This window comes from Paenibacillus eucommiae, assembly GCF_017874215.1.
Lineage (GTDB): Bacteria > Bacillota > Bacilli > Paenibacillales > NBRC-103111 > Paenibacillus_AI > Paenibacillus_AI eucommiae.
Genome location: NZ_JAGGLB010000013.1, coordinates 190,430 through 214,173, shown reverse-complemented (window position 1 = coordinate 214,173; position 23,744 = coordinate 190,430). Strand labels below are relative to the sequence as shown.

Below are 23,744 nucleotides of genomic sequence, written 5' to 3'. Positions count from 1 at the left end.
CCGCTGGCAGAAATGGCTGGTGGCGGTCGATGTCGGCAAAGCTGCAGAAGAGAATAAAGATTTGTTGACACCAATCAATTATGCAGTTTATAATTATATTGAGACATCGTCTCTTAATTAGAGAAATGATGAATGAAAAGAGGATTTCATGAAGTCGGATAATTCACCCTATTTTTTGGTCCAGTCTGTCGATCGTGCCTTTCAGATTTTTAAATTGTTTATTCAGGAAAGAAAGCCGTTAGGTATTACAGAGGTTGCACAAGCGCTGAAGCTGCACAAAAGTGTAGTCCATCGGCTGTTGGCCACGATGCAGTCTCATCAATTGCTTGAGCAAGTGACAGAAACCGGTAAATACAAGGTAGGGCCGATGGCATTTGAGCTCGGGTCGGTCTATATGAATAATAGCTTGATGGCTGAAGGGAGACGCGTGCTGCCACAGCTGGCTGAGGAAACCGGCGGGCTTGCTCATATGGGGATTTTGCAGCAGGGCTCAGTCTTGTATTTGATCAATCAGGAGCCAATGAAATCAATGCGCATGAATGCGCCGGTCGGGGTGCGCAAGCCTCTTAGCACAACGGCGCTAGGGAAGGCGCTGCTGGCCTGGAAAGAGGAGGATGAGGTAAAGAGATTGCTGCAAGAGCAGGACATTGCTGTAAGCACGCCTCATTTGATCCCCACTATAGAGGCTAGTTTGGAGGAGCTGAGGAAGGTTCGCGAGACAGGCTATGCGGTCGACAACGAAGAGATGGCTGTAGGCTTTCGCTGTATTGCAGCACCTGTGCGCGATCAAACTGGCGAAGTCATAGCGGCAATCAGCATGGGAGGACGTATCGCTCTTACGGAGAACTTAGAGAAGATAGCAGACTTGGTCGTAAATTGTGCTAATCTCGTATCGGAGCGTTTGGGGTATGTCACCAAGGAGATGTTTTGAAGGATAGAACGATTATTGAGTGTGGCTTTCTGCGAAGGAAGCCTTTACTTTCGGGCTTATGATGAGACGTGGTCTCTTAATAAGAGAAAATCTGGGGATATTTCAAAATAAATCATCAAAACAAATCATTTAATCTAAGGCTTAACACCTAAATCAGTGCTTGATTAACCTCTGCCTATCATTTTGGCGTGCTGACTGACCTGAATATCTTCAAAATAATCGATGATCCAAGCCGAACCTGATCTGCACGCCCAAAAAAGCTGCAAATATACATCATTTTAGGGCCATTTCTAACCGGATAAAACGAATTACTGCAAATATACAGGAATTCTCCATTTCCTAGCCCGTTTCGGAAGTTTAAGCCCTAAATTCCTGCACTTTTGCAGGTTTAAGAAATCTAGCTGAGATTTTCTCCAAACTCATCTAAACCTAAATTATTTTCAAGGTCAAGCACCTACTAACAAAAGTACAAAACTAAAAAACGAAAATGGAGGCATTCATATGACTGTTTTGAAATCGTTCTCACTTGAAGGAAAGGTTGCACTTGTAACTGGTGGAGCTGGTAAATATGGAAGACAGATCGTTCAGGCACTGGCTGAGGCAGGGGCCATAACTTATTTCACTTCAAGTCGTAAGGATCAGCTGCTGCAATTGGAGGAGAGCTTTCGTGAGACGGGGCATGAGGTTAAGGCATTGTATATGGATCAAGGAATTGAAGCCACCGTTCTTGCAGCCAGGGACCAGCTCGAGGAGGCTGAAGGCCGTATTGATATACTAATCAACAATGCTGTGGCCAGAACTATGAAAAACGGTTGGGCAGAAAGCAGTGAACGTTTTGCTGAGAGCATGAACGTTAATGCAACAGGCTTGTTTGTGGTCACACGTGCTTTTGGAGACAGGATGGCTGCCAGGCAGAGCGGATCGATCATTAATATCGGTTCCATGTACGGTATGGTAGGACCTGACGTGACGATGTACGAGGGGCTGGGCACACGTGTGAACCCGGATTATTTCTTTAACAAAGCTGGTATGATCAACTTCACCCGTTTTACAGCAAGCCAGTATGGATCGTCTAATGTACGCTGCAATTGTATCAGTCCTGGGGGTTATTGGACACCTCAGGCTGCTGAGTCTTTTGTCGAGCGTTATGAGCAGCGGACACTGCTGGGTAGAATGGCAAATGATACGGATTTGAAGGGAGTTATTGTTTTTCTGGCTTCTGATGCTTCGAAGTATATTACCGCTGCTAATATTCCTGTTGATGGTGGATACACGGCGAAATAATAGGAAGATAGCACTCAAGTTGCTAAGACGAAATAAGCCGATAGGATCCATTAGCTGACATTAGTTGAAGGGGGTGATTTCGGGGCATGGAACATATAAGCACGATGTTAGAACACCCAATAACCGACTGAAATTAGGGGCTAGAGCAAAAGGAGGAATGGATATGATCCGGTGCGGTATGCATGAAATCCAGATTACACCTGCATTAGGTAGTTCAATACCCGGGTATTTGAGTGAGAGAAAGGGTACAGGGGTTCGAGATGAGTTGTTTGTAAAGGCGTTTGTTGTAGAGACAGCTGACGTCAACGCCGTGATGGTTGTGATTGATGCGCTCAATTTGACAAGAAAGGAGGTTCAGCGAATTCGCAGACGTATTCAAGAAGAGACCGGTATAGCGGAAAGCCATATTATGGTCTCGACGACTCACACTCATACGGGTCCTCCGATCCGTCCTGGATTTGATGGCAGCGATAGTGGGCCATACCTTGATTGGCTGGTGGCCAAGGCGGGGGATGCTGCTGCGATTGCTTTCCGCAATAAACGGGAGGCCAGAATCGGTTTTGGCACAGGTGAAGAGAACGGAATTTCTTATAACCGTCGCTATTGGATGGCCGATGACACTTTGCAAACGAATCCAGGCTTCGGGAACTCTGAGATTGTCCGGCCCGCTGGTCCTATCGATTCCGACGTCCAGGTTATCCGCATTGATGATACGAATGGGGAGCCCATTGGAGTTATTACCTGCTTTGCGTGCCACACAGATACAGTGGGAGGTACTGAATACAGTGCCGATTTTCCTGGAGAGCTGAGCCGTACTTTAAAGCAGGTGCTGGGTGAGCAGGTTGTCAGTCTATTCCTTCTAGGTGCATGTGGAGACATCAACCACTGTAATTTTATGAAAAGGAATCCCCCTGGCGAGGAGCACTATCGTACGATGGGACGTATATTGGCCGGAGAAGTGCTGAAGGTGCGGGAAAAGATCTTTCTCGAACCAAGTATCACTGAGCCGGTATTAGCGGTAGATCGTGTATTGTTTGAAATGGAGTTTCGCAGTCCTACCCATGATGAGGTGGAGGAGGCCAAACGGATTTTGACAATAACCCCTGATCCGCAAGGACATTATTCGGGACCTGCCCGGATTGATAATGAGCATTTTTTCGCCAGGCAATTGCTGGAGGTTCTGGATAACCCGGTTAGCTCCACCGAAATCGAAATTCAGGTGTTCCGCATAGGGGAATGTGCGATAGTTGGGCTTCCGGGAGAACTGTTTGTCGAGCTGGGCCTACAGATCAAAAGGGAATCGCCATTCTCCCAAACGATGCTCAATACGCTTTGCAATGGCTCGACTGTAGGATATGTATATACACGGAAAGCATATGAAGAAGGCGGATATGAGCCGCGAGTCAGAAATAACAGCCGCAATCCTGTGGGTGCCGGGGAGCTTTTCGCTGAACGGGCTGTTGAGCAGTTGAATCGTATGGCTGGAAAAACAGGACAGTGAATGCGCCGGAACGAGCAAAGCTACAGCGTAAAACGAGCAAGGCTACAACGATCAAAGCTACAACGTGCAGGCCTACAATGAGCAAAGCTACATATGAAGGGATACAAGAATAAGAAGGATTTTGCAAGATGATTTGCAAGAAGGAGCTGCTGCAATGAAACATACAGACGGGACGCTATTAATTGACCAGGCGAGCATTGAGAAATGCTTGACGATGAAAGACGTTGTTGAGATTTGCGATCGAACCTTTCAAGGCTTTGGTGAAGGTACAACGATAAATCCGACGAAGGTAACGCTGGATCTTGGTGAGGAGTCGGCTTATCCTCCGTATGAGGGATTTATGAATGCGATGCCTGCTTATGTAGGCCATCTAGACACAGCAGGGATGAAATTTGTAGGCGGATTTTTAGGGGAAAGAAGGAAGCAGGGTCTGCCTTATTTGACCGGACTGATTGTACTCGTGAATCCTCATACAGGGAATTTTACAGCCATACTTGAAGGGGCGCATATTACTAATATGCGCACGGGAGCGCAGACGGCTATTGCATTGAAATATATCAAAAAGGCAAGCTCAATCCGTCTCGGTCTTTATGGGGCTGGCATGCAAGGGCATACTCAAACGATGGCGATCAGTGAGATTTTTGATATCGAGGAATTGAGGGTGTTTGACAGCAGTAAGGAATCGGCACAGCGCTTTAAAGAAAACATGAAGCCCTATGTAAAGGGAGAAATCATCATTGCCGATACTCCAGAGCAAGCCGCCGATGCAGATGCTGTAGTTGCAGTGACGCCATCCAAAGATAAATTCATTCGCGATAGCTGGATCAAGCCAGGGACTGTCGTCTTCCCTATGGGCTCATACCAGGAATGCGAGGATGCGCTAATCCTAAATGCCGACAAGATTATCGTCGATCATGTGAGCCAAGCGCTGCATCGGGGGGCCTTAAAAAAACTCCACGCCGAAGGATTGATTGAGGAGAAGCATCTATACGCTACGATTGGCGAGCTTGCAGTCGGTACAAAAACGGTAGAAGACGAAAACGGCCGCATCTTGTGTATCCCAATCGGGACGGGCGCGCTGGATGTTGCGATAGGGCAGGTGGTGCTGGATAGGATCAAAGCGCAAGGAGGCGGCTTTTCCTTTTCGTTTGTGTAGCTTAAACAATCAGAACTTATTTGCAACATCGGCAAGCCACTATGATCCCATATAACAAGGAGACTTTCAATGAGAGCGCATGAAGAAAGCTTTGAGGCTTCCGGGAGTTCCTCAGCTAAGCAGTTAGAGCGACTTGTGACGCTGGAGCAGGGCGAGAAGCCGGCAACGAATGCGAAACGCACTACGAATACAGAACCAACAACGAATGGAGAATCAGCAACGAACACGAAACCGCTGCGTCTCGCGATGCTTGGCATGGTCGATGGCAATGGCCACCCCTATTCGTGGAGCGCGATCTTCAACGGTTACGACCCGGAAGAAATGAAGCACTGTCCATATCCGGGGATTCCAGTTTATTTGGATAAGGAGCCTAAGGAAACGCTGCAAATTCAGGGTGCAAGGGTAACGCACATATGGACAGATGACCCTGAGGATGCAAAGCGGGCATCGCGGGCTTCGTTGGTCCCTAACGTGGTCCTCCGTCCGGAGGAAGTTATCGGCCACGTTGATGGTGTACTTGTCGCGACAGACAAAGGAGGCGAGCATGTCGAGCGCTGCCGGCCTTTTGTGGAAGCGGGTATTCCGGTCTTTGTAGATAAGCCGCTCGTCGACAATGAGGCAGATTTGCTTGTTTTCACAGATTGGGTCAATCGTGGAAAGGCGATTTTGAGTTCTAGTGCGATGCGCTACTGTAAAGAGTTTATGCCTTATCGGCTATCGAAGTCGGAGCTGGGGGAAATCCGCTTTGCTACAATAACGACTTCAAAATCATGGGAGCGCTACGGCATTCACGCATTAGAGAGCATCTATCCCATACTCGGCCCAGGCTTTGTTTCCATCCGCAACAGTGGAACGGTGGAACGCAACGTTGTTCATATCAAGCACCGAAGCGGGGCGGACGTAGTAGTTGCTGCACATTCGGACATGTCGGGATCTTTTGGTTTGCTCCAGCTGTGCGGTACGGCGGGTCATGCCTTTGTGAAATCCAAGGATTCTTTCTTTTCCTTCAAGGCCCAACTGCAAAGCTTCGTCGATTATGTGCAGACTGGGCAGCGACCTTTTCCATTTGATGAAACCATAGAGCTGATGAAGCTGATTATTGCCGGTATTCGCAGCCGTGAGCAGCAGGGCCGGGAAGTGTTTCTTAAGGAGATTGCTCCGAATAGAGAATTGTAGATTTAAAAGCTTGGCATAACCAACAAACTAATCATGGAGGGGTTAAAAAATGAAAATGCGCAAAATAATGATGATTCTTCTTGCAGCGATGCTGGTGTTCATTACCGCTTGTTCAGGGGGGAAACAGGAAGCTGGCGGCAGCAGCAAGGAGCCTGCAGGGACAACGGCTGATGGGACCAAAGAGAAAGAGATCACAATCAGTTACTGGGTCGATCCGAGATTCAAATTAGTTCAAGGGTTGGAAGACCAGACAAAAGAATACGGCGATTGGGAGAAGCTTCAGGCCGCAGAGTTTACGAAATTACATCCCAATGTGAAAATTGAAGTGCAAGCGCTAACTTGGGACGATTTGGGTAAGAAGGTTCCTATTTCGATTACCGCACAAACCAACCCGGATATATTGCGTGACTACTTGGGCAGAACTTCACAGTATGCACATCAAGGCGTTTTGGAAAATCTCGAAGATTTAGTACCTAAGGAAGAATTGGACGATTATCTCCCAGACTATTTGGATTTGTACACGATCAATGGTCATCTGCATGCTCTTCCTTCCTTCGCGTGGACGTTGGGTCTGGTAATAAACAAGGAGTTGTGGAAGCAAAAAGGCAAGGAAAGCATGATTCCGACTCCTGATAATCCCTATTGGACGATTGACCAGTTCGACCAGGCCATTCGCGAAGTAGCGGACAAAGGCAAAGTGCCATTCTCTGTCATTGTGGCTACTGCCCAAGGCGATACAGGTCTCCTTTCGTTCTTCTGGGGCTTTGGTGCCAAGCTATTCAAGGAAAGTGATTACAGTAAAGTGGCCCTGAATTCGCCAGAAGGCGTCAAGGCGCTAGAATATTTGGTTAAACTGAATGACGATGGCCTCATACAGCCTAGTGCTGTATCGATGCAGGCAGGAGATATGGATACGCTGTTCACAACTGGAACGGTCGGGGCATATGGCGGTCAGTTAGGCTTATGGAAAACGATAGAAAATTCCAAAAAGGAAGGCAAAACCAAAGCAGAATTCGATTTGACGATGGTTCAGTTTCCGAGTGACGGAGATGTCAAGAACGGAGTAGCTGTTGGACCTACAGGTCTGGCGATTTTCAAGCAGGAAGATGAATATAAACGCAAGATGGTCGTGGAATTTGCCAATTTCCTGAACAGCACTCAGTATCAAAAAGATTATGCAATCAATGCCGGGCAATTCCCAGTGAAGAAATCTGCTGGCATTCCGATGGCCGAGGATCCTAACTATAAAGTGCTGCAAAAAATTATTGACGAGCGCGGTGTAGAAGACATGGGCCTAACGAATCCCAAATATGCGGAAATCCGGGCTCTGCTGCAGCCGGAAATACAGGCAGCTCTGTTAAAGCAGAAGACGCCTGCACAAGCGCTTCAAGATTACGAGACGGCGGCGAATAAGGTTTTATCGGAGAAATAAGTACTTATCTTATATCTTATATATCAGCTTGGCATGGTGGTAAGACAATGCGGGGCTGGTGGCGAATGCGCACCGGTCCTTATTTCCTGGATGTGAATGGAAGGGGTTGATCAAATGGTGCTCTTCAAACGGCTGTATGAAGGAAGATGGGGTTATTTCTTCCTGTTTCCCGCTTATTTCTTTTTTGTCATCTTTACTTTGATTCCCTTAATTCAAGGGCTTGGCTTCAGTTTTTACGAAGTTGGACTGAGAGAGAAAACATTTGTCGGTTTAGACAATTTCATAAAGCTTGCTGAGGACAAAGTGTTCTGGAAAGCATTGATGAATACGGTTCTTATTGTCGTTGGCGGTGTGCCAACTATCGTCATCGTTTCCCTGCTGATTTCGGTGGTGGTGTTTCCGTTGGCTCGCTGGGCTCAGGGCTTTTACCGAGTCGCCTTTTATTTACCCGTTGTAGCTAGTGGTGTTGTACTGTCGATGGTTTGGCTGTGGATTCTGCACCCGAGCTACGGTCTGCTGAATTATTTGATCGGCCTCTTGGGCATGGAACCGGTGGCATGGCTCGGCACACCCTCGTCCGCATTAATCATGATTATGTTGGTGGTCGTTTCCTTTACACTTGGGCAGCCTGTCATCTTGTTTCTAGCTGGACTCGGAGGCATTCCTATCGACTTGTACGAAGCTGCTATGATCGATGGGGCCAATTCGCGCGCGCGATTTTTCCGCATTACGCTGCCGCTTCTGAAGCCTACCACACTGTTTGTCACGGTGACACAGATTATTGGCGTTTTTCAGGTGTTCGTCGTGGTGCTGCTGCTTACCAAGGGGGGACCAGCTAATGGGACCCAGACGATTGTATACCGCATGTATGAAACTGCTTTCGAGTTTTTTAATTTCGGATATGCTTCAGCCATTGGCCTGGTGTTGATTTTCGTGATCGGGATCATATCTTGGATTCAGTTCCGTTTTTTCGGTCAGGATACGGATTACTAACTATGTGAAGCGGGGAAGAACGTTATGGAGAGTAAAAATTTAAGTGTACCGGAAAATGTCCTGAGGGTCATTGGCCTGGTGATGATTACGGTGATTGCCATAGTTGCGATTATGCCGCTGTACTGGATGATCACCGGTTCTTTCAAGATCCAGCTGTCCGCTATGAGCGTTCCTCCAGAGTGGTTTCCGGCGATGCCGACGCTGGAAAACTACAAGGATTTGTTTACGGACAAACCAACTTTGCGCTGGTTATTCAACAGCCTGTTCACTGCGGGCTGCATTTCACTCGGAGCGATTATTACGAGTACCATGGCCGGTTATGCCTTTGGCAAGAAGCAGTTTGTCGGCAAGAAGTTTCTTTTCTGGCTGATGCTGGGCACGATGATGCTCCCGCATCAGGTGCTGCTGATCCCGCTGTTTCTGATGATTACTAAGCTGGACTGGATCAATTCATATGCGGGGCTGATCGTTCCTTTTCTGGCATATCCGCTGGGAGTCTTTCTTGTGAAGCAATATATGCAATCGGTACCTAACGAGCTGCTTGAGGCGGCGAGAATAGATGGGGCCAATGAAATCAGGACATTTACAATGGTAGTTGTGCCGATGGCCAAGCCGGCGATTGGAGCGATCGGTATCTTTTCTTTTGTCGCCGGATGGAATGAATACCTGTGGCAGCTGGTCATTTCGGACAAGGAGCACATGCTGACACTGCCTGTTGCCGTATCCCGCTTGTCCCAAGGCTTGGGAGCCACTAATCTGGGACTTGCCATGGCAGGTGCGACGGTAGCCTTCATTCCCATGCTGATTTTCTTTATCGTGTTTCAACGTTTCTTTGTCAAAGGTATTTCCGTCGGTGCCCTAAAGGGTTGAACGCTGACGTCTAGCAACGCAGCTGATAATAAGCCTGTATGCCGCCTTGAAGGCTGCAGGCTTTTTGGTGCTTGGTAGAACGTTTACGTTTCTGGTTGAAGCCTGGAGTGAATAATTTATCTGTCATACGGTGTAGCTTTGCAGGGATAAAGTAATTGGTATTGTCATTCCTGCTCCAAGGGAAGCGAAAAGGAAGTGTAGTTTTTCTATATGGTCACTATCCCTTTCCCTCAGGAAGGCAAGTTGGAAAGCAAGTTTTCTGCTGACAGTCCGTTGGAGTTTGCATGTTTGGCATGTTCGGCATTTTGAATCTGAGAGAGAAGGGATGTGGGGAGGATGAGGGCAGAAGAGTGATAGTAGCAGTGTAGCAAGGTAGCGCCCAAAGTAGCAACCGAAGTAGTAGTCCAAGTAGCCACCAATTAGCGCCCGCCTCCCCCCGAAATGGGAGAGTGAGCTTCACTTAACGATGTTTTTAATCGTTAAAGGAAGTGTTTCCAGGTAATCCGTCACGTTAACGATGTTTTTCATGGCTAAAAGAGGACGGATGGCCTCTGTGGGTGGGAAAAAGGGATTTTACGATGTTTTTCATTGTTAAAGTAAGGTTGGGAAGCGGACCTGGTGCTTTTAACGATGAAAAACATCGCTAAAGTAGCAGATCCGCTCAGCTCTTCATTCCTAGCGGGCTGTCCGTTTGAGAATGGTTTTGTTCTGCGCTTTGTAGGCTGAGAGAGGGAACGGCTGTGGGTGGAAGAGCTTGAGCGCCCGCATTTAAAGATTTCATTCAAGGGAACAAATCTCTAACAGTGGCTGGAGCCCATAGCCATTTCTTCTCGTAACGCTCTCTAGTGTTTTCCTTATGTAAGCGCTATCGAACATGCAATTATTTGAGCGTGAATCGTACATCTAGTAGTTTAACTTACGGTTAAGTGCAGGGTAACAATTCTCTAACATTGTTTTTACGCCATTGGATGGGGCTCTCTCCATATTTTTTTTTAAAGAGCCGGCAAAAATAGTGCACACTGTTGAAGCCTGTCTTTTCTATGATTTTTTGCAGAGGAAGGTTAGTTCTTGTTAGATAGCTTTCTGCCGCGTTCATGCGGAGCAGCTGCAAATATTCGATAGGAGTGTACTGCGTACGTTCTTTAAAAATACGAACCAGATAGGAAGGGTTGAAATTCACCATTTGGGACAACATTTTGAGCGTGATATCGTCTATGTATCGCCACTCCATATAATTTTTAAGGATATCGATGGTTTCGTGTGTACTCCATTTTCTCTCATCTGGGCTGTGGGCCTGGTTGGAGGTGTAGATAAGAATATAGGCAATCAATTTGAAAATCTTTTGAACTTCGAGCAAACAGATCTGCTGGAGGTTTTCATGCTGCATAGCTTCGTATGTATGGATAAGTTGGCAAATAAAATCTAAGGAGTGTTGAATCGCGGTATGGAAATAAGCACTAGAGGCGGTTGGCTCTTGGGATTGCATCATATTCCAGCTGTCTACAATAGATGTAGTGAAGAAGTGATCATTCATTTCCGTTATTTCCAGAAAAAAGGTGCTGATTTCCTTGCCTATGCTTTCTACCATATGCGGTGTGGATGGAGAAACTAAAAAAATAGCAGGAGCCACTGTTTCGCAGCAATGATCAGCCCAATGAAATTTTGCAGTTCCTTTGGTGATATATAAGATTTCGAAGGTATTTACATGAATGCCGCCCTTGGGGAGTTCATCGGTTTCACTAATCGTCAGTGTGTTGCTGATCCGTATTTTCAATCCCATTCACCTCGTTTGTATGTAAGTATGTCAACATAGTTCAATTACAATGTGTAACTATGAACATTAGTGCCCATACATCATGATCAAATGATTGTAAAGTGTGATACACAGTGCAATGACGGATTACACTCTATATTGTACACTTAATTAAGACAAATAACTAATAGCAGCTTAGTAAAACAACATCTTTTTTCGGGTGAAAAAATGAGGAGTGGAGGGGTGATTTCCATAGGCAAAATCGATGCACTTGCACAAACTGAAAGCGCTTTAAAAAATATTGCTAAATAAAGGAGCGAATTAAATGAGAAAAAAAAGAACAGGACTATGTACACTGCTCATCACCTTCCTCGTTAGTATTGCGGCAATTTCCTTTTCATTCGCGAATGCTGCGCATGCAGCCACTGACGATGAATTTCAGATTGGCGCATTTTTTATGCCGACTTGGCCCTATACGAATGCAGCACAATACGATTATTTAAAAGATGCGCATGTAAATCTAATTCAGTCCTTTTATCCTAATGACACTCAATTTAAAACGATCGAGCATATGAAGACAGCGCTTGACTTAGCAGAAGCAAGAGGGATTACAATACAAGTTTCCGATGAGCGAAGCGGATTTCTGATGAACAGCGCAACGAATCAAGATATCGATGCGATCGCCAGCACCTATAAAGATCATCCTGCAACCAGCGGATATTATATTATTGACGAGCCGGGGATGGCTGCACTTTCAAGAGCCGCATATGTCTATAAGCGATTTCTATATAACGATCCTGACTCGCAATCGAATGTTAATCTATTTCCCAGCAATGGAGTGCCGGGAACGACATATACGACTTATCTAAAAACATGGGTAAATGAAGTTGACGCACGTAATTTAAAGTATTTGACGATGGACCGCTATCCGTTTGTAGGAACCGGGACCGCTATTGATGGCAATTTTTATTTGGATATGAGAGATCTAAGAACTATCGGATTGCAGACGCATGTGAAGACAGCGCTCTATCTGCAGTCCGTGGGGCTTGGCAATGATTTGCGCAGGCCTAATGCCAATGAGTTAAGATGGCACATGTATAATTCTCTGGCCTATGGTGTTAAAGGGGTGTATTGGTTTACATGGTTTCAACCTAACATTCCTGGCTTTGATTTCAAACCCGCGATCATAGATAAAACAGGAAACAAGACGGATCTGTACGCTCCAGCCAGCCAGTTGGGTGCAGAAGTTACAGCTTTAGGACCGACTTTGATGGGTCTCACATCGCTGAACGTCTATGTTAATGGCAGCGTGCCCGCTGGGACTGTGGCAATTCCGCCGGACTATTTCTGGAAACCAAGTACAAATGATAATTTGCTGATATCACACTTTGCCAATGCTCAAGGACGAAACTATATTATGGTAGTAAATAGAGACCATATCAACAGCAAAACCCTGTCCTTCACCTTGCCTGCGAAACCTGTCACCATTACGGAAGTCTCCAAAGAGACTGGCTCCGAGGAAAGTACAAACTATTCCAGCACAACAGGTGAGGTAAGCGCGACATTCTTGCCCGGTGAGGGCAAGCTGTATGCACTGCCTGCCGGATTCGAGCTGCAGCCTAGTGCAGATGTGAATGATACGGACACGACAATTATTTATACCGGAAGCTGGTCGCTGCAATCCAAAAATGCCCAGAAAGAGGATGCACACTATACTACCACGAGTGGTGCCTCTATGGAATACACCTTTACTGGAACCGGGATTGAGCTTATTGGCGAAACAGGCCAAAGCGGCGGAGAAGTTGAAGTTTATCTCGATAATAAGCTAGAAGCTACCGTATCTACTTATGCAGACGCTGCAACAAAACAGCAGCAAGTCTTATTTCAAAAAAATAATTTAACCAGAGGTACTCACACAATAAAGGTCGTAAAGAAGACGGGCGGTTCTTTATACTTTGACATGCTGCGGGTAGAAATAGGATCGGGGCCTATCATTTCAGTTCCTACTGTTCCGAAAAGTCTGACAGCAGATCACAGCGACCCGAGCCAAATTGCTCTTACTTGGAGCGGGCAAGGATCCAACATTGATGCTTACAACGTGTATCGTGCGGAAAATGCGACAGGCGTGTATACAAGATTGAATACAAATCCGTTAACAGAACCCGCTTTCACGGACAGCGCTTTAGTGGCAGATACGACCTACTACTACAAGGTGACTGCAGCTAACGGTGTGGGAGAGTCCAAGTTTTCTCCGATTGTGACTGTAACTACAGCAGATGATTTGCCTGCCAAGCTGGAGCCGGTCTTAAATCAGCTTCACTTGAAAAATATATATAGGAGCGGCAGCCTGCAAACCGACCTAACACCACTTCCTGAGGGATATTTTTGGAAACCGGCAAGCACTACAGACAATATGAGAATAAGTCATTACACTAGCAATGAGGGGAGGAGCTATGTGCTGGTTGTGAACAGAGACTATGCAAATAGCAAAACCGTCACCTTCAATTTGAACGATAAGCCCAATAATGTCACTGAAATATCTAAGGAAACAGGTAAGCAAATCAGCACCAGCTACAACAGCTCCAGTGGGCAGTTGAGCGCTGCTTTTCAGCCTGGGGAACAAAGATTATATGCGCTATCTACAGATTTTACAGAGACATCCATAGCATTAATCAATGATACGGACACGTCTATTTCATACACGAACTGGTTTTCCAGCCATCCGTATCCACGGAATATCGGCGACTATATGGATGACATTCACTATACGACTGCGCAAGGTGCATATTTCGAGTATACGTTCACAGGCACGGGTATCGATCTTGTTTTCGAGACGGACCGTAATGGCGGTACGATGGAAGTCTATATAGACGATTTGTTGGATAAAACGGTAAATACTTATGAAAATGTAGTTAGTAAGGTGATGCAAACTGTATATCAAAGGAATGATTTGGAGTATGGGACGCATAAGGTCAAGGTTCTGAAAACTTCAAGCAGCGCTACTTATTTATTTTTTGATATGATTCGAGTGAAGAATAAGCAGGCACTCACCATCACTTTACCTGACCTACCGCAAAACCTGGCTGAAGTGACAAAGAATGCGCAGGAAATCACCATCGGCTGGACCAGTGAAGAGCCTAATTCTGTAGACTCTTATCATGTATACCGATCTAGTACGGAGGGCGGCAGCTACACGAAATTGAATGATGCACCGGTTATCGGAAATACCTATACAGACAGCGGACTCAGCCCAGATACGAACTACTATTATAAGTTAAAGTCTGTGAACGTAATTGGCCAGTCAGATTACTCAAATGCGATCAACGTCAGGACTAACTCCGATGCACCTGCAACCTCCTTAACGACTCAGGCAAGCTCGGTCTCGGGAGGGGAGATGTTTAAAGTGAAATACGGTCTAGGTGTTGTTACTGCAAGGGTGTATGCACAGGATATTTTCCTTACTTACGATCCTGCAGTCGTAGAATTTATTTCGGCTGTATCGATCAAAGATGGGGTCAGTCTGCTTGAGACTGTAACAAGCCCAGTTGGAAGTATTCAATTGATTTTAGCCAGTACAGGAGCAGGCAACGAGATCACTGCTCAAGCTGAAATCGTCGAGCTCACGTTCAGAGCTAAGCATGTATCGCGAGCAGCAACAAGTGAAATCAAGGTCAGCAGTGCTACTTTGGCAGACGGTCAAGGCATTGAATATGCGGCAGCATTGTCATCGATTAACGTTCAAGTTATATCGGGTTTTCCTGGTGATGTTAACCATGATAATAAAGTGACGATCGGCGATTTGGCCATCGTGGCCGCTAATTATGGCAAAGACACGAGCAGTCCGGATTGGGAGCAAATCAAGCAAGCCGATCTGAATGGAGATGGCAAAATCGATATCGAGGATCTAGTGATTATTGCCAGGAAAATCATAAAGTAGCATCATAAAATAGCGGTATAAAATAGCAGCATATAATAACAGGTTATGAATTAAGTAGACTATCAAACAGGGGGTGCGTTGCCTCCTGTTTGATGGAGTGTGAGAAGTAGAAGAAGTACTAAGCATGAGCAGTTTGGGGAGCAGGATGAGATAAGGAGGGGATGATTTTGCGGATTTGGATCGCTTTGCTGCTGATAGTTACACTTAGTTCACCAGTTCAATTTTTTGAAACGGCTAACGCGGAAACAGCTCAAGCTCCAATGTTTCTTTTGGATGTGAGTAAAGCTGTCGAGGGAAAAGTTACTTTGACCATGAGCGGAAAAAACATCGTGAACGTATATGGATACGAAGCCGTATTCTCTTATGATCCTGACAAGCTTGAATTATTGGGCGCCAAATCAAATATGGATGGCTTCTCTGTCTCTCCAATCATCAAAAATAACAAGATTACCATTGCCCACACCAAAATCGGCAGCGTAGCTGGAGATAGCGGGAATATGACCATCGGTACCTTAACTTTTAAGCTCAAGAAGCATGGGGAAACCACAGTGAAATGGGAGTCTATGAAGGTGGTAACCGACCAATCGAAGAGCACCCTAACAAGCGTTGGAAAAAGTGTCTCAATGGGCAAAGCCTTCATAGATTTGGTTGGGCACTGGGCGCAAGCGGATATTGAGCTGCTCGCTTCGATGGGCATCATCGATGGTATGGATGAAAATCATTTCGTTCCGGAAGCCAAGGTGACCAGGGCACAGTTTGCTGCGATGATTTCAAGAGCATTGACACTGAAAGCAACGGCTGATCCCAATCCATTTACGGATGTACCGGCGGATTCCTGGTATGCTGGAGTAGTAAGCAGCGCATACACCGCAGGAATTATCAAGGGGAGGACAGACAGCAGCTTCGCTCCTGAGCAAGATGTTACCAGAGAAGAAATGACGGTTATGCTTATGAGAGCGGGCAGGTATGCTTCTGCGGGAACGTTTGAGGAACAAGGTTCATTAGGTGCAGTAGGTGGAATAGGTGAAATACCGTTTGCGGATGCACACTCTTTTAGTGAATGGGCGATTAAAGATATACAGATTGCCGTTCGTGAAGGCATCATCAATGGCAGAAGCGACAATAGATTCGTGCCGAAGTCTCAGGCAAGCAGAGCAGAAGCAGCTGTGGTAATTAAGAGATTGTTGTCCAAACGCTCAAGTGGAGACACAACCGGAGAGATTTCTTGAGATGCTTTATATGGATGGAGTCGGCTAGCTAGCGGAGGAAGAGAAGGAAGAGAAGGGAGAGAAGGGAGAACAGAAAGAGAAAAATTGCTACTTTAACGATGTTTTTCATCGTAAAAACGCTGGTGCTACTCCAAATACTTGACTTAACGATGAAAAACATCGTTAAGTGAAAGTGCCCGCTCAACTCGGGAGAGGCGAACTGTTCCAGGGCTGCGCTTCCGTTAAAAAAACTTTACTATACTAGTAAGTTCATCAGAAAGAAGAAGTCTGCCCTCTCGGGACTGTTGACAAAAGCCAATTTTTCGAAAAAAGACTTTTAGATTCCCAGTGTTTATGCGGGTTGTCAAACGTCAATTTCGTCAAAAAGGTAATTTGTCAACAGTCCCCTCTCTGCAGGCTTCTTCTTTTTGGGTTAAATTTCGGATACAAAAATGTTGAGCGATAGTAGGGCTTTGCGCATGCATGCTGACCGATCGGGGGAATCTCAGAGTAATATGTTTGCGCTAATGACATCTGCGAAGGAATTTTTCTCAAGGTGATGGTCATGTTATGATGCTTGTATCCATACATATAAGGGAGACTTCAAGGATGGCTCGAAAACGATATGTGAATATGAATGCAGCGGCGACTATTAATTCTCTTAAGGATGTACGCAAATGGCAAAAGGAACGGAAAACGAAGGTCAAGGATCTCAGCTTTACCGTGTCTCAAAGCGAGAAAAAGGAGCTTGAATTCTTGCTTAACAATCGTGAGAAGACGACGATTACCTGGATCGGGCATTCCACGTTTTTGTTGCAAACGGCCGGTCTCAACATCGTGACCGACCCCGTCTGGGCCTCGCGCATGGGCTTCGCCAGGCGGCTCACGGAGCCGGGGCTCGCGATCCGCGAACTGCCGGAGATCGACGTGATCCTGCTGTCGCACGGACACTACGATCACCTGCACTACAGCTCACTGCGGGCGCTGCCTGGCCGCCCGCAGCTGCTCGTGCCGGAGGGACTCGGCGGCACGATTAAGCGCAAAGGCTTCGCCGCAGTGAGAGAGCTTCCCTGGTGGGGAAGCATGGAGATTGGCGGAGCAGCCTTTCATTTCGTGCCCGCCCAGCATTGGACGCGGCGCACGCTGTGGGACACCAACACATCCCACTGGGGTGGGTGGGTCATTCAAGGCGTTGAAGGCGCCGCTGCAACGAATGTCGGGGTGGCTGGCCATGCCCGCTATGACAGTACCGGTAGGACAGGCGACGATGGCGACTTGGCTGACGGCAATGGCAGCACCAACACAATTTACTTCGCCGGGGACAGCGGCTACTTTGAAGGATTTAAACAGATTGGCGAGCGCTTTGGCAAGCTGCACTATGTGCTGATGCCGATAGGTGCTTACGAGCCGGAGTGGTTCATGTCTATGCAGCATGTAACGCCTGAGGAAGCTGTACAAGCTTTCATGGACGTCAAGGGTGAAGTATTTATCCCGATGCACTACGGAGCCTTCAGGCTGGCTGATGACACTGCTGATGAGGCGCTTCAACGGCTTTACCTGGAGTGGAAGAGGATTGGCCTCGAAGAGTCCAGATTACAGTCACTGCTTCTTGGCGAGACTCTAATAACATAGGACTTTGTTTGAGGGGGGCTGTCATGAGAAAAATCCATACCATGATCATCACGGGATTTATACTCTACGCAGCAGTAATTAGTATATATCTAATGCAGGGAGATTTGTATGCCATCCCATCAGGGCTGCAGGGGACTGCTGCCGACCCGGCGACCTTTATGACGGGGGAACAAATTATCAAGGCAGAATCTCTCTCACGAATCAATTCGCTTGGCTATTTTATTCTGACTCCGATGCAGATAGGGCTGCTGCTGATTTTGCTCGGTGTGTCCGTACGTCTGCGTGATTTGGCTGGGCGCTGGTTTCGGCATTCCTTTTGGCAAATGGCAGCTTTTGTCGGCCTATTTCTTTTATTGTTCGATCTACTTTTTCTGCCGATTGATTATTTGCTGCTGAGGGTGAATCAAAGCTATGGCATCTCGAATGAAACATTAGCTTTATTTTTCAGCGACCATATCAAAAATTTCCTGATCAACGGCATCGGAACCTTAATTATAGTGGCTATCTTCCGGTTGTTGTTGAATAAAAGTCCACGTCGCTGGTGGCTCTGGCTGTGGCTTATTTCCATACCGCTCCTGCTGTTTGTGTCTTTCGTGCAGCCTGTTTTGCTGGATCCGTTATACAATGATTTTCAACCGCTTCAGGATCAAGGTTTGAAAAAAGAGATCTTAACTCTGGCAGAGCAGGCGGATATTCCTACAGATCAAGTGTATCAAGTGAATATGTCGGAGCGAACGAACGCAATCAACGCCTATGTGAATGGAATTGGTGGAAATGCACGGATTGTCTTATGGGACACCATTTTAAACAAGCTGCAAAAAGAAGAGATTTTAAGCGTAATGGCTCATGAAATGGGCCACTTTGTGGAGAAGCATATATACTGGGGAATCCTTTATGGCATGATTTTGAGCTTTATTGGTTTTTGGCTGGCATCCTATATTTACCGATATTCGATTCAGCGATGGGGGGCTGTGTGGGGGATTCATGGCGAGCGGGATTTAGCTGCTTTACCAGTGCTTTTGGCTATCGTGGCGGCTATGGGCTTTTTGTCAGCGCCAGCACAGAACACCTTTTCGAGAGTCATGGAACATCGGGCTGATACATATGCTATGAAAATAACCCATAACGGCGATGCTGCCATTCACGCTTTTCAGAAAATAGCCAAAGAAAACCTGGCACCCGTCACCCAGCCTAAGCTGATCAAGTGGTTTCGGGGCTCACATCCAACGATTGCCGAGCGGATTGTGTACTTTGAACAATATGCAAAAGAATGAGGCACAAGCGGATAAAAAGCTGGTTGCAAGCTAAGCTGGAAATAAACTCGTGAAAACCGATGTCAATCCGAATCGGTTTTTATTTATATGTTGACAATGATAATCATTATCACTAATATGGAATTAGATAAAAAGAATTTTAATAATCTTAAGCCCATCGGAGGGAAATGAATGTCCAATATTATTATTGTTTTTGCAAGCATGACTGGAAATACAGAAGAAATCGCAGATGCCATTGCTGAAGGTATTCGCGCTGAAGGTATAGAACCCGTTGTAAAATCAGTCCTCGATACGAACGTTAGTGAACTCTCCGACTACGAAGGAATCCTGCTTGGAGCCTATACATGGGGGGATGGCGATCTTCCTGATGAATTCCTCGATTTTTACGATGAGATGGATGATCTTGATTTGCATGGGCGCAAAGCAGCCGTATTTGGTTCGGCGGACTCTTCCTACTCGGAATATGGAGCGGCAGTCGACATTTTGATCCGTAAGCTTCAGGAACTGGGCGCAGAGAACGTCCTGGAAGGAATGAAGATTGAGCTGAACCCGTCTAACGAAGAGAAAGCAAGCTGCAAGGAGTTCGGCAAGCAATTCGTAAGCATTCTGAATGCGGCTAAATCAATTTGTTGAACCGAAGGAGGAACCAACTTTTGGGCGCGATGCACCTGATTGAAGATTACAAGCTTGAAGAATTATTGAGATGCCCATACCGGTTTCATAAGCAAAAAGAGCAGGAGGATCAAGCTGCTTCAGATGTGAATTGGAGACAGTTAGTGCAGTATGCAGTAAGTCATACGATCAAAGACTACTATACCTTGCCTGCTTCCCAAAGAAAGAGTCTCAACGTAGCGGACCTGGTCAATAGACATTGGAGCAACCGGGGCTATAAGTTTGAATCCAGAGAGCATTTCTGGGAGATCAAAAGGAAAGTGATTTCTCATCTATCAAACACCTTGACTTCGCAGCAGCATGAAGAGAATCCAATGGTTCTTTTTGAAAAATGGGATACATATGTCAGCCGCCTTGATTTGCAAATGTCCTTGATTTTCCAAGCTATTTTCGGGCATCCTAACGCTTCAAACAGCGCTTATACCGTGCAAAAATTTATCGTTGATAACGACGACGAGGTCATAACCGCTTTTCAGCATATGGCGGCTGTTTTTTGCTTCAGTGCTTTTGCCAGATTGCCCGAAAAAATCGAAGTATTCACTATTCTAGACGGTAAAAAGCGGACCTTCTACCCCGATGAGCATACCATTGAAGCTTCTATGGATTATATGCGCCTTATCCGCGATTTTCTTCCGGAGGCTGTTGAAATAAAAAAGTTCGATGCAAAGAGCGAATGCCGCAGCTGTCCTTTTCAAAATGATTGCTATAGTCGCTTTGAAACTGAAACTGTTCCAACTAATTATAACGTTTGTTAGCGAGAGGGATGGGATACACTTGGGTGTGTTATATGAAATTGTAACGAGCTCCTTGGAGCAGCAACTGGAGAAAGAAACCGAAGATATGAATAGACAGCTGGAACAGATTTTAACGAAAACAATAACAGATACAATAACAGATACAAAAACAAAAATCAAAAATGATGACAAGCCTGTGGAGTTGAGAATATGTTAAATAACCCCAAGAACGAGCCAACTCGATATTTATTTCATTTTTCTTCTATTAAGATTTGTGAAGATGCTTCCTTGGTTGCGGCCCCGCTTGGCAGGGGGATATTGAGAAAGCAAAAGGAAAGTCATGAATGGGAAAATTTATCACGGGGACTGCCCAATAATACGCATGTAAACCGCCTGCAAGTATGCGGAAATCAACTGTATGCCTGTACAAATAACGGGCTCTTCAAATACGGGACAAATGAATGGCTGGAAACAGAGCTGGCTATCACCTGTTACCAATATAAAGAGCTGGAAGGGAACTGTTTTGCCACAACCCAATATGGTCTATGGTGCCGAACTTTAGGCGAATGGAAGAAAACGGCCTATTCCAATACAATTGTATATGATTTTTTATACTTGCCTCATTTTGTGATACTTGCACTTGCGCAGGGGCTTGCCATTTATGATCGTTATATGGATTCGTGGATGGAGTTTCCGATGGAATCTGCTATTACAAGCCTGGCTGTTTATCAGGGCCACATACTAGGAATAACGGACAAAGGTGATTTGTTAAAAGGGGACAAAAAAGGCGGCTTCGAAATTATTCATTTCGAGGATCATTTCCTTTTTTCCATCATTGCCAAAGGCAACGAGGTGTACGTTTGTTCCGAGCGCGGCTTGTACCGGTTAAGTTATTTCCGTGGAGATATCACCCTTGTGTCCATCAAACTGGGCTACCCCATTACCGACATAGACAGCGACGGCGACAACCTCTATTTGGCCACTTTATTTCAAGGCATTCAAGTATTAGATATGCTTTAGAGAAGCGTGTTTTTTACTTGTTGCTGCTGTCTGTGCAGATGCCTAATGCCTATTGCTAGATGCTAAAGCAAAATGCTAAAGCTAACTTCTTTTCTCCTCTTGGCTGCCTCATTTTCATTACTTGCCGCCTTGCTATTCTTCGACTTCACTCTATTTGGATTTACTTATCCTCTTTTATGATCAATTGCAAAGCTTTCCTCCTTAGCATGTCAAAGTTGAACGACTCTAGCGTCTGAAAAAGTGCAAAAGTGCAGGAATTTTGTTCAATATTAGTTCCTCGCCGAGAAATACCTGCGATTGCGAGATTGTGCAGGAATTTAGGGCTTGGATTACTCAAAATGGCAATAGAAGGGGCAAAATCCTGCATTTTTGCAGGAATGTATGTTAATTTGCCTGGAAATGGTCGAAAAAGATGTACATTCTGCATTTTTTGGCCGCGCATGGGGTTGGGTGGTCTTGCCTTTGAATCAACTTTTATAGATTGTGTAGACGCGGCGGATTTATCTTAAAATCCTTATAAGCAAAAAACAAGCATCGACTCTCATCTATGAAAGTGATGCTTGTTTATATACTAATATCGTATTGAATTAGCTATTTTAATTAACTATTTCAATTAACTATTCCAATTAGTGATTCAATTAATCATGTTTATTGATCATTTCAATTAGTCATTTCTTCGAGTCATTTGCTGCCACACTGAACCCTCAGCGGTATGTCCGCCTTCTATGCGCTCTAAAGCTATTTTAACTTGCATCCGTACCTCAAATTCAGAGTCGTCAGCCGCTTCCTGTAAGGCAGCTAAAGCAGTTTCATCGCCAACCTCGTAGAGAAACCGGGCTGCGCGCCAGCGTACCAGCTTGTTGGTGTCTTTAAGCGCCTTGATCATTGCTGGGATTGCTGAAGGATCGCCAAGATCAGATAGCGTATCGCCAGCCGTTCTTCGTACTGCAGGCGTATGATCCTCCAGGGCACGATAAAGGTAGGGCAATACTTCGGGCTCTTTGATATCGCCGAGATAGACGGTAGCCAGCCTCCGGACAGATACCTTCTCATCCTCCAGAGCCTGGATAAGAAGGGGGAGCGTTTCAAGCGAAGGCTTCACTCCTTGAAGCGCAGCATAACGTTTCTTCCAGTCAGGATCGCGCAGCAGCTCAGCTGTAGCACTGGCACTTAATGCTGACTCTGCTTCCAGCGGAGAATCTTCAGGGGTTTCCTGCATAGCATGGGAAACAAGGTCACTTAAACGCGCATCGTCATAAGAAGCATCCAACTCCTGGACAACTTCGTTAGCTATATCCTTAAGTTCGCCATAGCGGACTCCCAGTTCTTCAAGCTTGCGTTCCCTAATCAGGTTTGGCGATGCTGTACCTGCTTGTATGGCTGCTTGAGAGAAGCGATCTGGCATGGCAACCCGGGCTTCCTCCACACCGCCTCGTACACGAACCTGCAAGGGAATGCCGCGGAACATCTGTACCAGAACATGAGCCTCCCCGTAAGAGCTATCCGCTTCCTGCACAGCTTCAGCTTCAGGCGCTCTGTTCTCCGCTGTTGGAGCTTCACCAAACACCTTGCGGGCTTCTCCAAGGATAAGCTGCCAATCTCCTTTGGGGGTGCGGTCTACAGCAATGAAATCTGCTGCATGAAAAACACTTTTCACCCCTGGAATAGTAAGCAACTTTTGCATGTAGTCTGGGGCAGTTTCACTGTTATCGCGTGTATAAGTGATGCGAATGCCCTGAGCTAGTGACTCGTCCATATTCAGCTTCATAGAATTGGGACTGGGCGTAGGCTCTATGGAAATAATTTTCACGATTTCTTCGCTCCTTCATCCTATAAATTTTAAGTGTGAGTGTATCTTGATGATCCAGAGTATGAGGTTGACGAAGAATATACAGTCTGAATCATTGAAATAAACGCCTAGTGGGACTGTTGACAAAGTACTTTGATGTGCGTGTACGTGAAGTTGGAGCATGGAGGGAGGGAATCGCTGTGGTTTCAGCCGCTATTAAAGATTCGTTCCTTTGAATGGAATGGATGTGGAGGTTGGAACAAATCTTTAAAGACGGATGCTAATGCTTTTCCACCCATACCCTATCCCTTATCCCTTATCCCTTATCTCTTTCAGCTACAATCGTACGAACACCATAATCAAACGGACAACCAGCAAGGGT

General features: G+C 46.0%; 18 protein-coding genes. 16 read left to right on the top strand and 2 right to left on the bottom strand.

The window, feature by feature from the left end; genetic code table 11:
• Nucleotides 1-148 precede the first annotated feature (148 nt).
• The 8 genes from J2Z66_RS19630 (at nucleotide 149) to J2Z66_RS19595 (ending at nucleotide 9,343) form a co-directional block, all read left to right on the top strand.
• Nucleotides 149-931: an IclR family transcriptional regulator gene (locus J2Z66_RS19630; RefSeq protein WP_209973489.1), complete on the top strand. Its 783-nt coding sequence runs from the start codon at nucleotides 149-151 to the stop codon at nucleotides 929-931.
• A gap of 501 nt (nucleotides 932-1,432) precedes the next feature.
• Nucleotides 1,433-2,215, top strand: coding sequence for an SDR family oxidoreductase (locus tag J2Z66_RS19625; protein ID WP_209973486.1), 783 nt, complete (start codon nucleotides 1,433-1,435; stop codon nucleotides 2,213-2,215).
• Nucleotides 2,216-2,378: 163 nt separating this feature from the next.
• Complete coding sequence (locus J2Z66_RS19620) at nucleotides 2,379-3,716, top strand: neutral/alkaline non-lysosomal ceramidase N-terminal domain-containing protein (protein ID WP_209973484.1); 1,338 nt, start codon at nucleotides 2,379-2,381, stop codon at nucleotides 3,714-3,716.
• Nucleotides 3,717-3,870: 154 nt separating this feature from the next.
• On the top strand, nucleotides 3,871-4,872 hold the full coding sequence (locus J2Z66_RS19615) for an ornithine cyclodeaminase family protein (RefSeq protein ID WP_209973482.1): 1,002 nt from the start codon (nucleotides 3,871-3,873) through the stop codon (nucleotides 4,870-4,872).
• 69 nt (nucleotides 4,873-4,941) lie between these two features.
• Nucleotides 4,942-6,048, top strand: a complete 1,107-nt coding sequence (locus J2Z66_RS19610; RefSeq protein ID WP_245375674.1) for a Gfo/Idh/MocA family oxidoreductase — start codon at nucleotides 4,942-4,944, stop codon at nucleotides 6,046-6,048.
• 49 nt (nucleotides 6,049-6,097) lie between these two features.
• Nucleotides 6,098-7,480: an ABC transporter substrate-binding protein gene (locus J2Z66_RS19605; RefSeq protein ID WP_209973480.1), complete on the top strand. Its 1,383-nt coding sequence runs from the start codon at nucleotides 6,098-6,100 to the stop codon at nucleotides 7,478-7,480.
• Nucleotides 7,481-7,594: 114 nt separating this feature from the next.
• The gene (locus J2Z66_RS19600; RefSeq protein ID WP_209973478.1) at nucleotides 7,595-8,473 is read left to right on the top strand and encodes a carbohydrate ABC transporter permease; all 879 of its coding nucleotides are present in this window, start codon (nucleotides 7,595-7,597) and stop codon (nucleotides 8,471-8,473) included.
• Nucleotides 8,474-8,497: 24 nt separating this feature from the next.
• Nucleotides 8,498-9,343 (top strand): carbohydrate ABC transporter permease, encoded by an 846-nt coding sequence (locus J2Z66_RS19595; protein WP_209973476.1) that lies wholly within the window; start codon nucleotides 8,498-8,500, stop codon nucleotides 9,341-9,343.
• A gap of 922 nt (nucleotides 9,344-10,265) precedes the next feature.
• Here the strand turns inward: J2Z66_RS19595 and J2Z66_RS19590 are convergent.
• A complete protein-coding gene (locus tag J2Z66_RS19590) occupies nucleotides 10,266-11,117 on the bottom strand; it encodes a helix-turn-helix transcriptional regulator (RefSeq protein ID WP_209973474.1) in 852 nt (283 codons plus the stop codon).
• Between the two features lie 304 nt (nucleotides 11,118-11,421).
• On the opposite strand from J2Z66_RS19590, the gene J2Z66_RS19585 reads away from it, so the two are divergent.
• The 8 genes from J2Z66_RS19585 (at nucleotide 11,422) to J2Z66_RS19550 (ending at nucleotide 21,573) form a co-directional block, all read left to right on the top strand.
• Nucleotides 11,422-15,033 carry a fibronectin type III domain-containing protein gene (locus J2Z66_RS19585; protein WP_209973472.1) on the top strand — a complete coding sequence of 1,204 codons (3,612 nt, stop codon included), beginning with the start codon at nucleotides 11,422-11,424 and terminating at the stop codon, nucleotides 15,031-15,033.
• Nucleotides 15,034-15,200: 167 nt separating this feature from the next.
• Entirely contained in the window at nucleotides 15,201-16,262 is a 1,062-nt protein-coding gene (locus tag J2Z66_RS19580; RefSeq protein ID WP_209973469.1) for an S-layer homology domain-containing protein, read from the top strand.
• 552 nt (nucleotides 16,263-16,814) lie between these two features.
• Entirely contained in the window at nucleotides 16,815-17,873 is a 1,059-nt protein-coding gene (locus J2Z66_RS19575) for an MBL fold metallo-hydrolase (protein ID WP_245375673.1), read from the top strand.
• A 23-nt stretch (nucleotides 17,874-17,896) separates the two neighbouring features.
• Nucleotides 17,897-19,147 (top strand): M48 family metallopeptidase, encoded by a 1,251-nt coding sequence (locus J2Z66_RS19570; protein WP_209973467.1) that lies wholly within the window; start codon nucleotides 17,897-17,899, stop codon nucleotides 19,145-19,147.
• A 171-nt stretch (nucleotides 19,148-19,318) separates the two neighbouring features.
• Nucleotides 19,319-19,780 carry a flavodoxin gene (locus J2Z66_RS19565; RefSeq protein ID WP_209973465.1) on the top strand — a complete coding sequence of 154 codons (462 nt, stop codon included), beginning with the start codon at nucleotides 19,319-19,321 and terminating at the stop codon, nucleotides 19,778-19,780.
• Nucleotides 19,781-19,800: 20 nt separating this feature from the next.
• Complete coding sequence (locus J2Z66_RS19560) at nucleotides 19,801-20,574, top strand: hypothetical protein (RefSeq protein WP_209973464.1); 774 nt, start codon at nucleotides 19,801-19,803, stop codon at nucleotides 20,572-20,574.
• 19 nt (nucleotides 20,575-20,593) lie between these two features.
• Nucleotides 20,594-20,770: a hypothetical protein gene (locus tag J2Z66_RS19555; protein WP_209973463.1), complete on the top strand. Its 177-nt coding sequence runs from the start codon at nucleotides 20,594-20,596 to the stop codon at nucleotides 20,768-20,770.
• Nucleotides 20,764-21,573, top strand: coding sequence for a hypothetical protein (locus tag J2Z66_RS19550; RefSeq protein ID WP_209973461.1), 810 nt, complete (start codon nucleotides 20,764-20,766; stop codon nucleotides 21,571-21,573). Before J2Z66_RS19555 ends, J2Z66_RS19550 begins: the two co-directional genes overlap by 7 nt.
• 664 nt (nucleotides 21,574-22,237) lie before the next feature.
• On the opposite strand, the gene J2Z66_RS19545 is transcribed toward J2Z66_RS19550, so the two are convergent.
• Nucleotides 22,238-23,383 (bottom strand): virulence factor, encoded by a 1,146-nt coding sequence (locus J2Z66_RS19545; protein ID WP_209973458.1) that lies wholly within the window; start codon nucleotides 23,381-23,383, stop codon nucleotides 22,238-22,240.
• Nucleotides 23,384-23,744: the final 361 nt, after the last annotated feature.

What these genes read in the sequence shown, in the direction of transcription:
- J2Z66_RS19630 (WP_209973489.1), top strand. Translation starts at nt 149, where the DNA reads ATGAAGTCGGATAATTCACCCTATTTTTTGGTCCAGTCTGTCGATCGT.
- J2Z66_RS19600 (WP_209973478.1), top strand. Translation starts at nt 7,595, where the DNA reads ATGGTGCTCTTCAAACGGCTGTATGAAGGAAGATGGGGTTATTTCTTC.
- J2Z66_RS19570 (WP_209973467.1), top strand. Translation starts at nt 17,897, where the DNA reads ATGAGAAAAATCCATACCATGATCATCACGGGATTTATACTCTACGCA.
- J2Z66_RS19615 (WP_209973482.1), top strand. Translation starts at nt 3,871, where the DNA reads ATGAAACATACAGACGGGACGCTATTAATTGACCAGGCGAGCATTGAG.
- J2Z66_RS19575 (WP_245375673.1), top strand. Translation starts at nt 16,815, where the DNA reads ATGCTTGTATCCATACATATAAGGGAGACTTCAAGGATGGCTCGAAAA.
- J2Z66_RS19620 (WP_209973484.1), top strand. Translation starts at nt 2,379, where the DNA reads ATGATCCGGTGCGGTATGCATGAAATCCAGATTACACCTGCATTAGGT.
- J2Z66_RS19625 (WP_209973486.1), top strand. Translation starts at nt 1,433, where the DNA reads ATGACTGTTTTGAAATCGTTCTCACTTGAAGGAAAGGTTGCACTTGTA.
- J2Z66_RS19565 (WP_209973465.1), top strand. Translation starts at nt 19,319, where the DNA reads ATGTCCAATATTATTATTGTTTTTGCAAGCATGACTGGAAATACAGAA.
- J2Z66_RS19595 (WP_209973476.1), top strand. Translation starts at nt 8,498, where the DNA reads ATGGAGAGTAAAAATTTAAGTGTACCGGAAAATGTCCTGAGGGTCATT.
- J2Z66_RS19585 (WP_209973472.1), top strand. Translation starts at nt 11,422, where the DNA reads ATGAGAAAAAAAAGAACAGGACTATGTACACTGCTCATCACCTTCCTC.
- J2Z66_RS19605 (WP_209973480.1), top strand. Translation starts at nt 6,098, where the DNA reads ATGAAAATGCGCAAAATAATGATGATTCTTCTTGCAGCGATGCTGGTG.
- J2Z66_RS19610 (WP_245375674.1), top strand. Translation starts at nt 4,942, where the DNA reads ATGAGAGCGCATGAAGAAAGCTTTGAGGCTTCCGGGAGTTCCTCAGCT.
- J2Z66_RS19550 (WP_209973461.1), top strand. Translation starts at nt 20,764, where the DNA reads ATGTTAAATAACCCCAAGAACGAGCCAACTCGATATTTATTTCATTTT.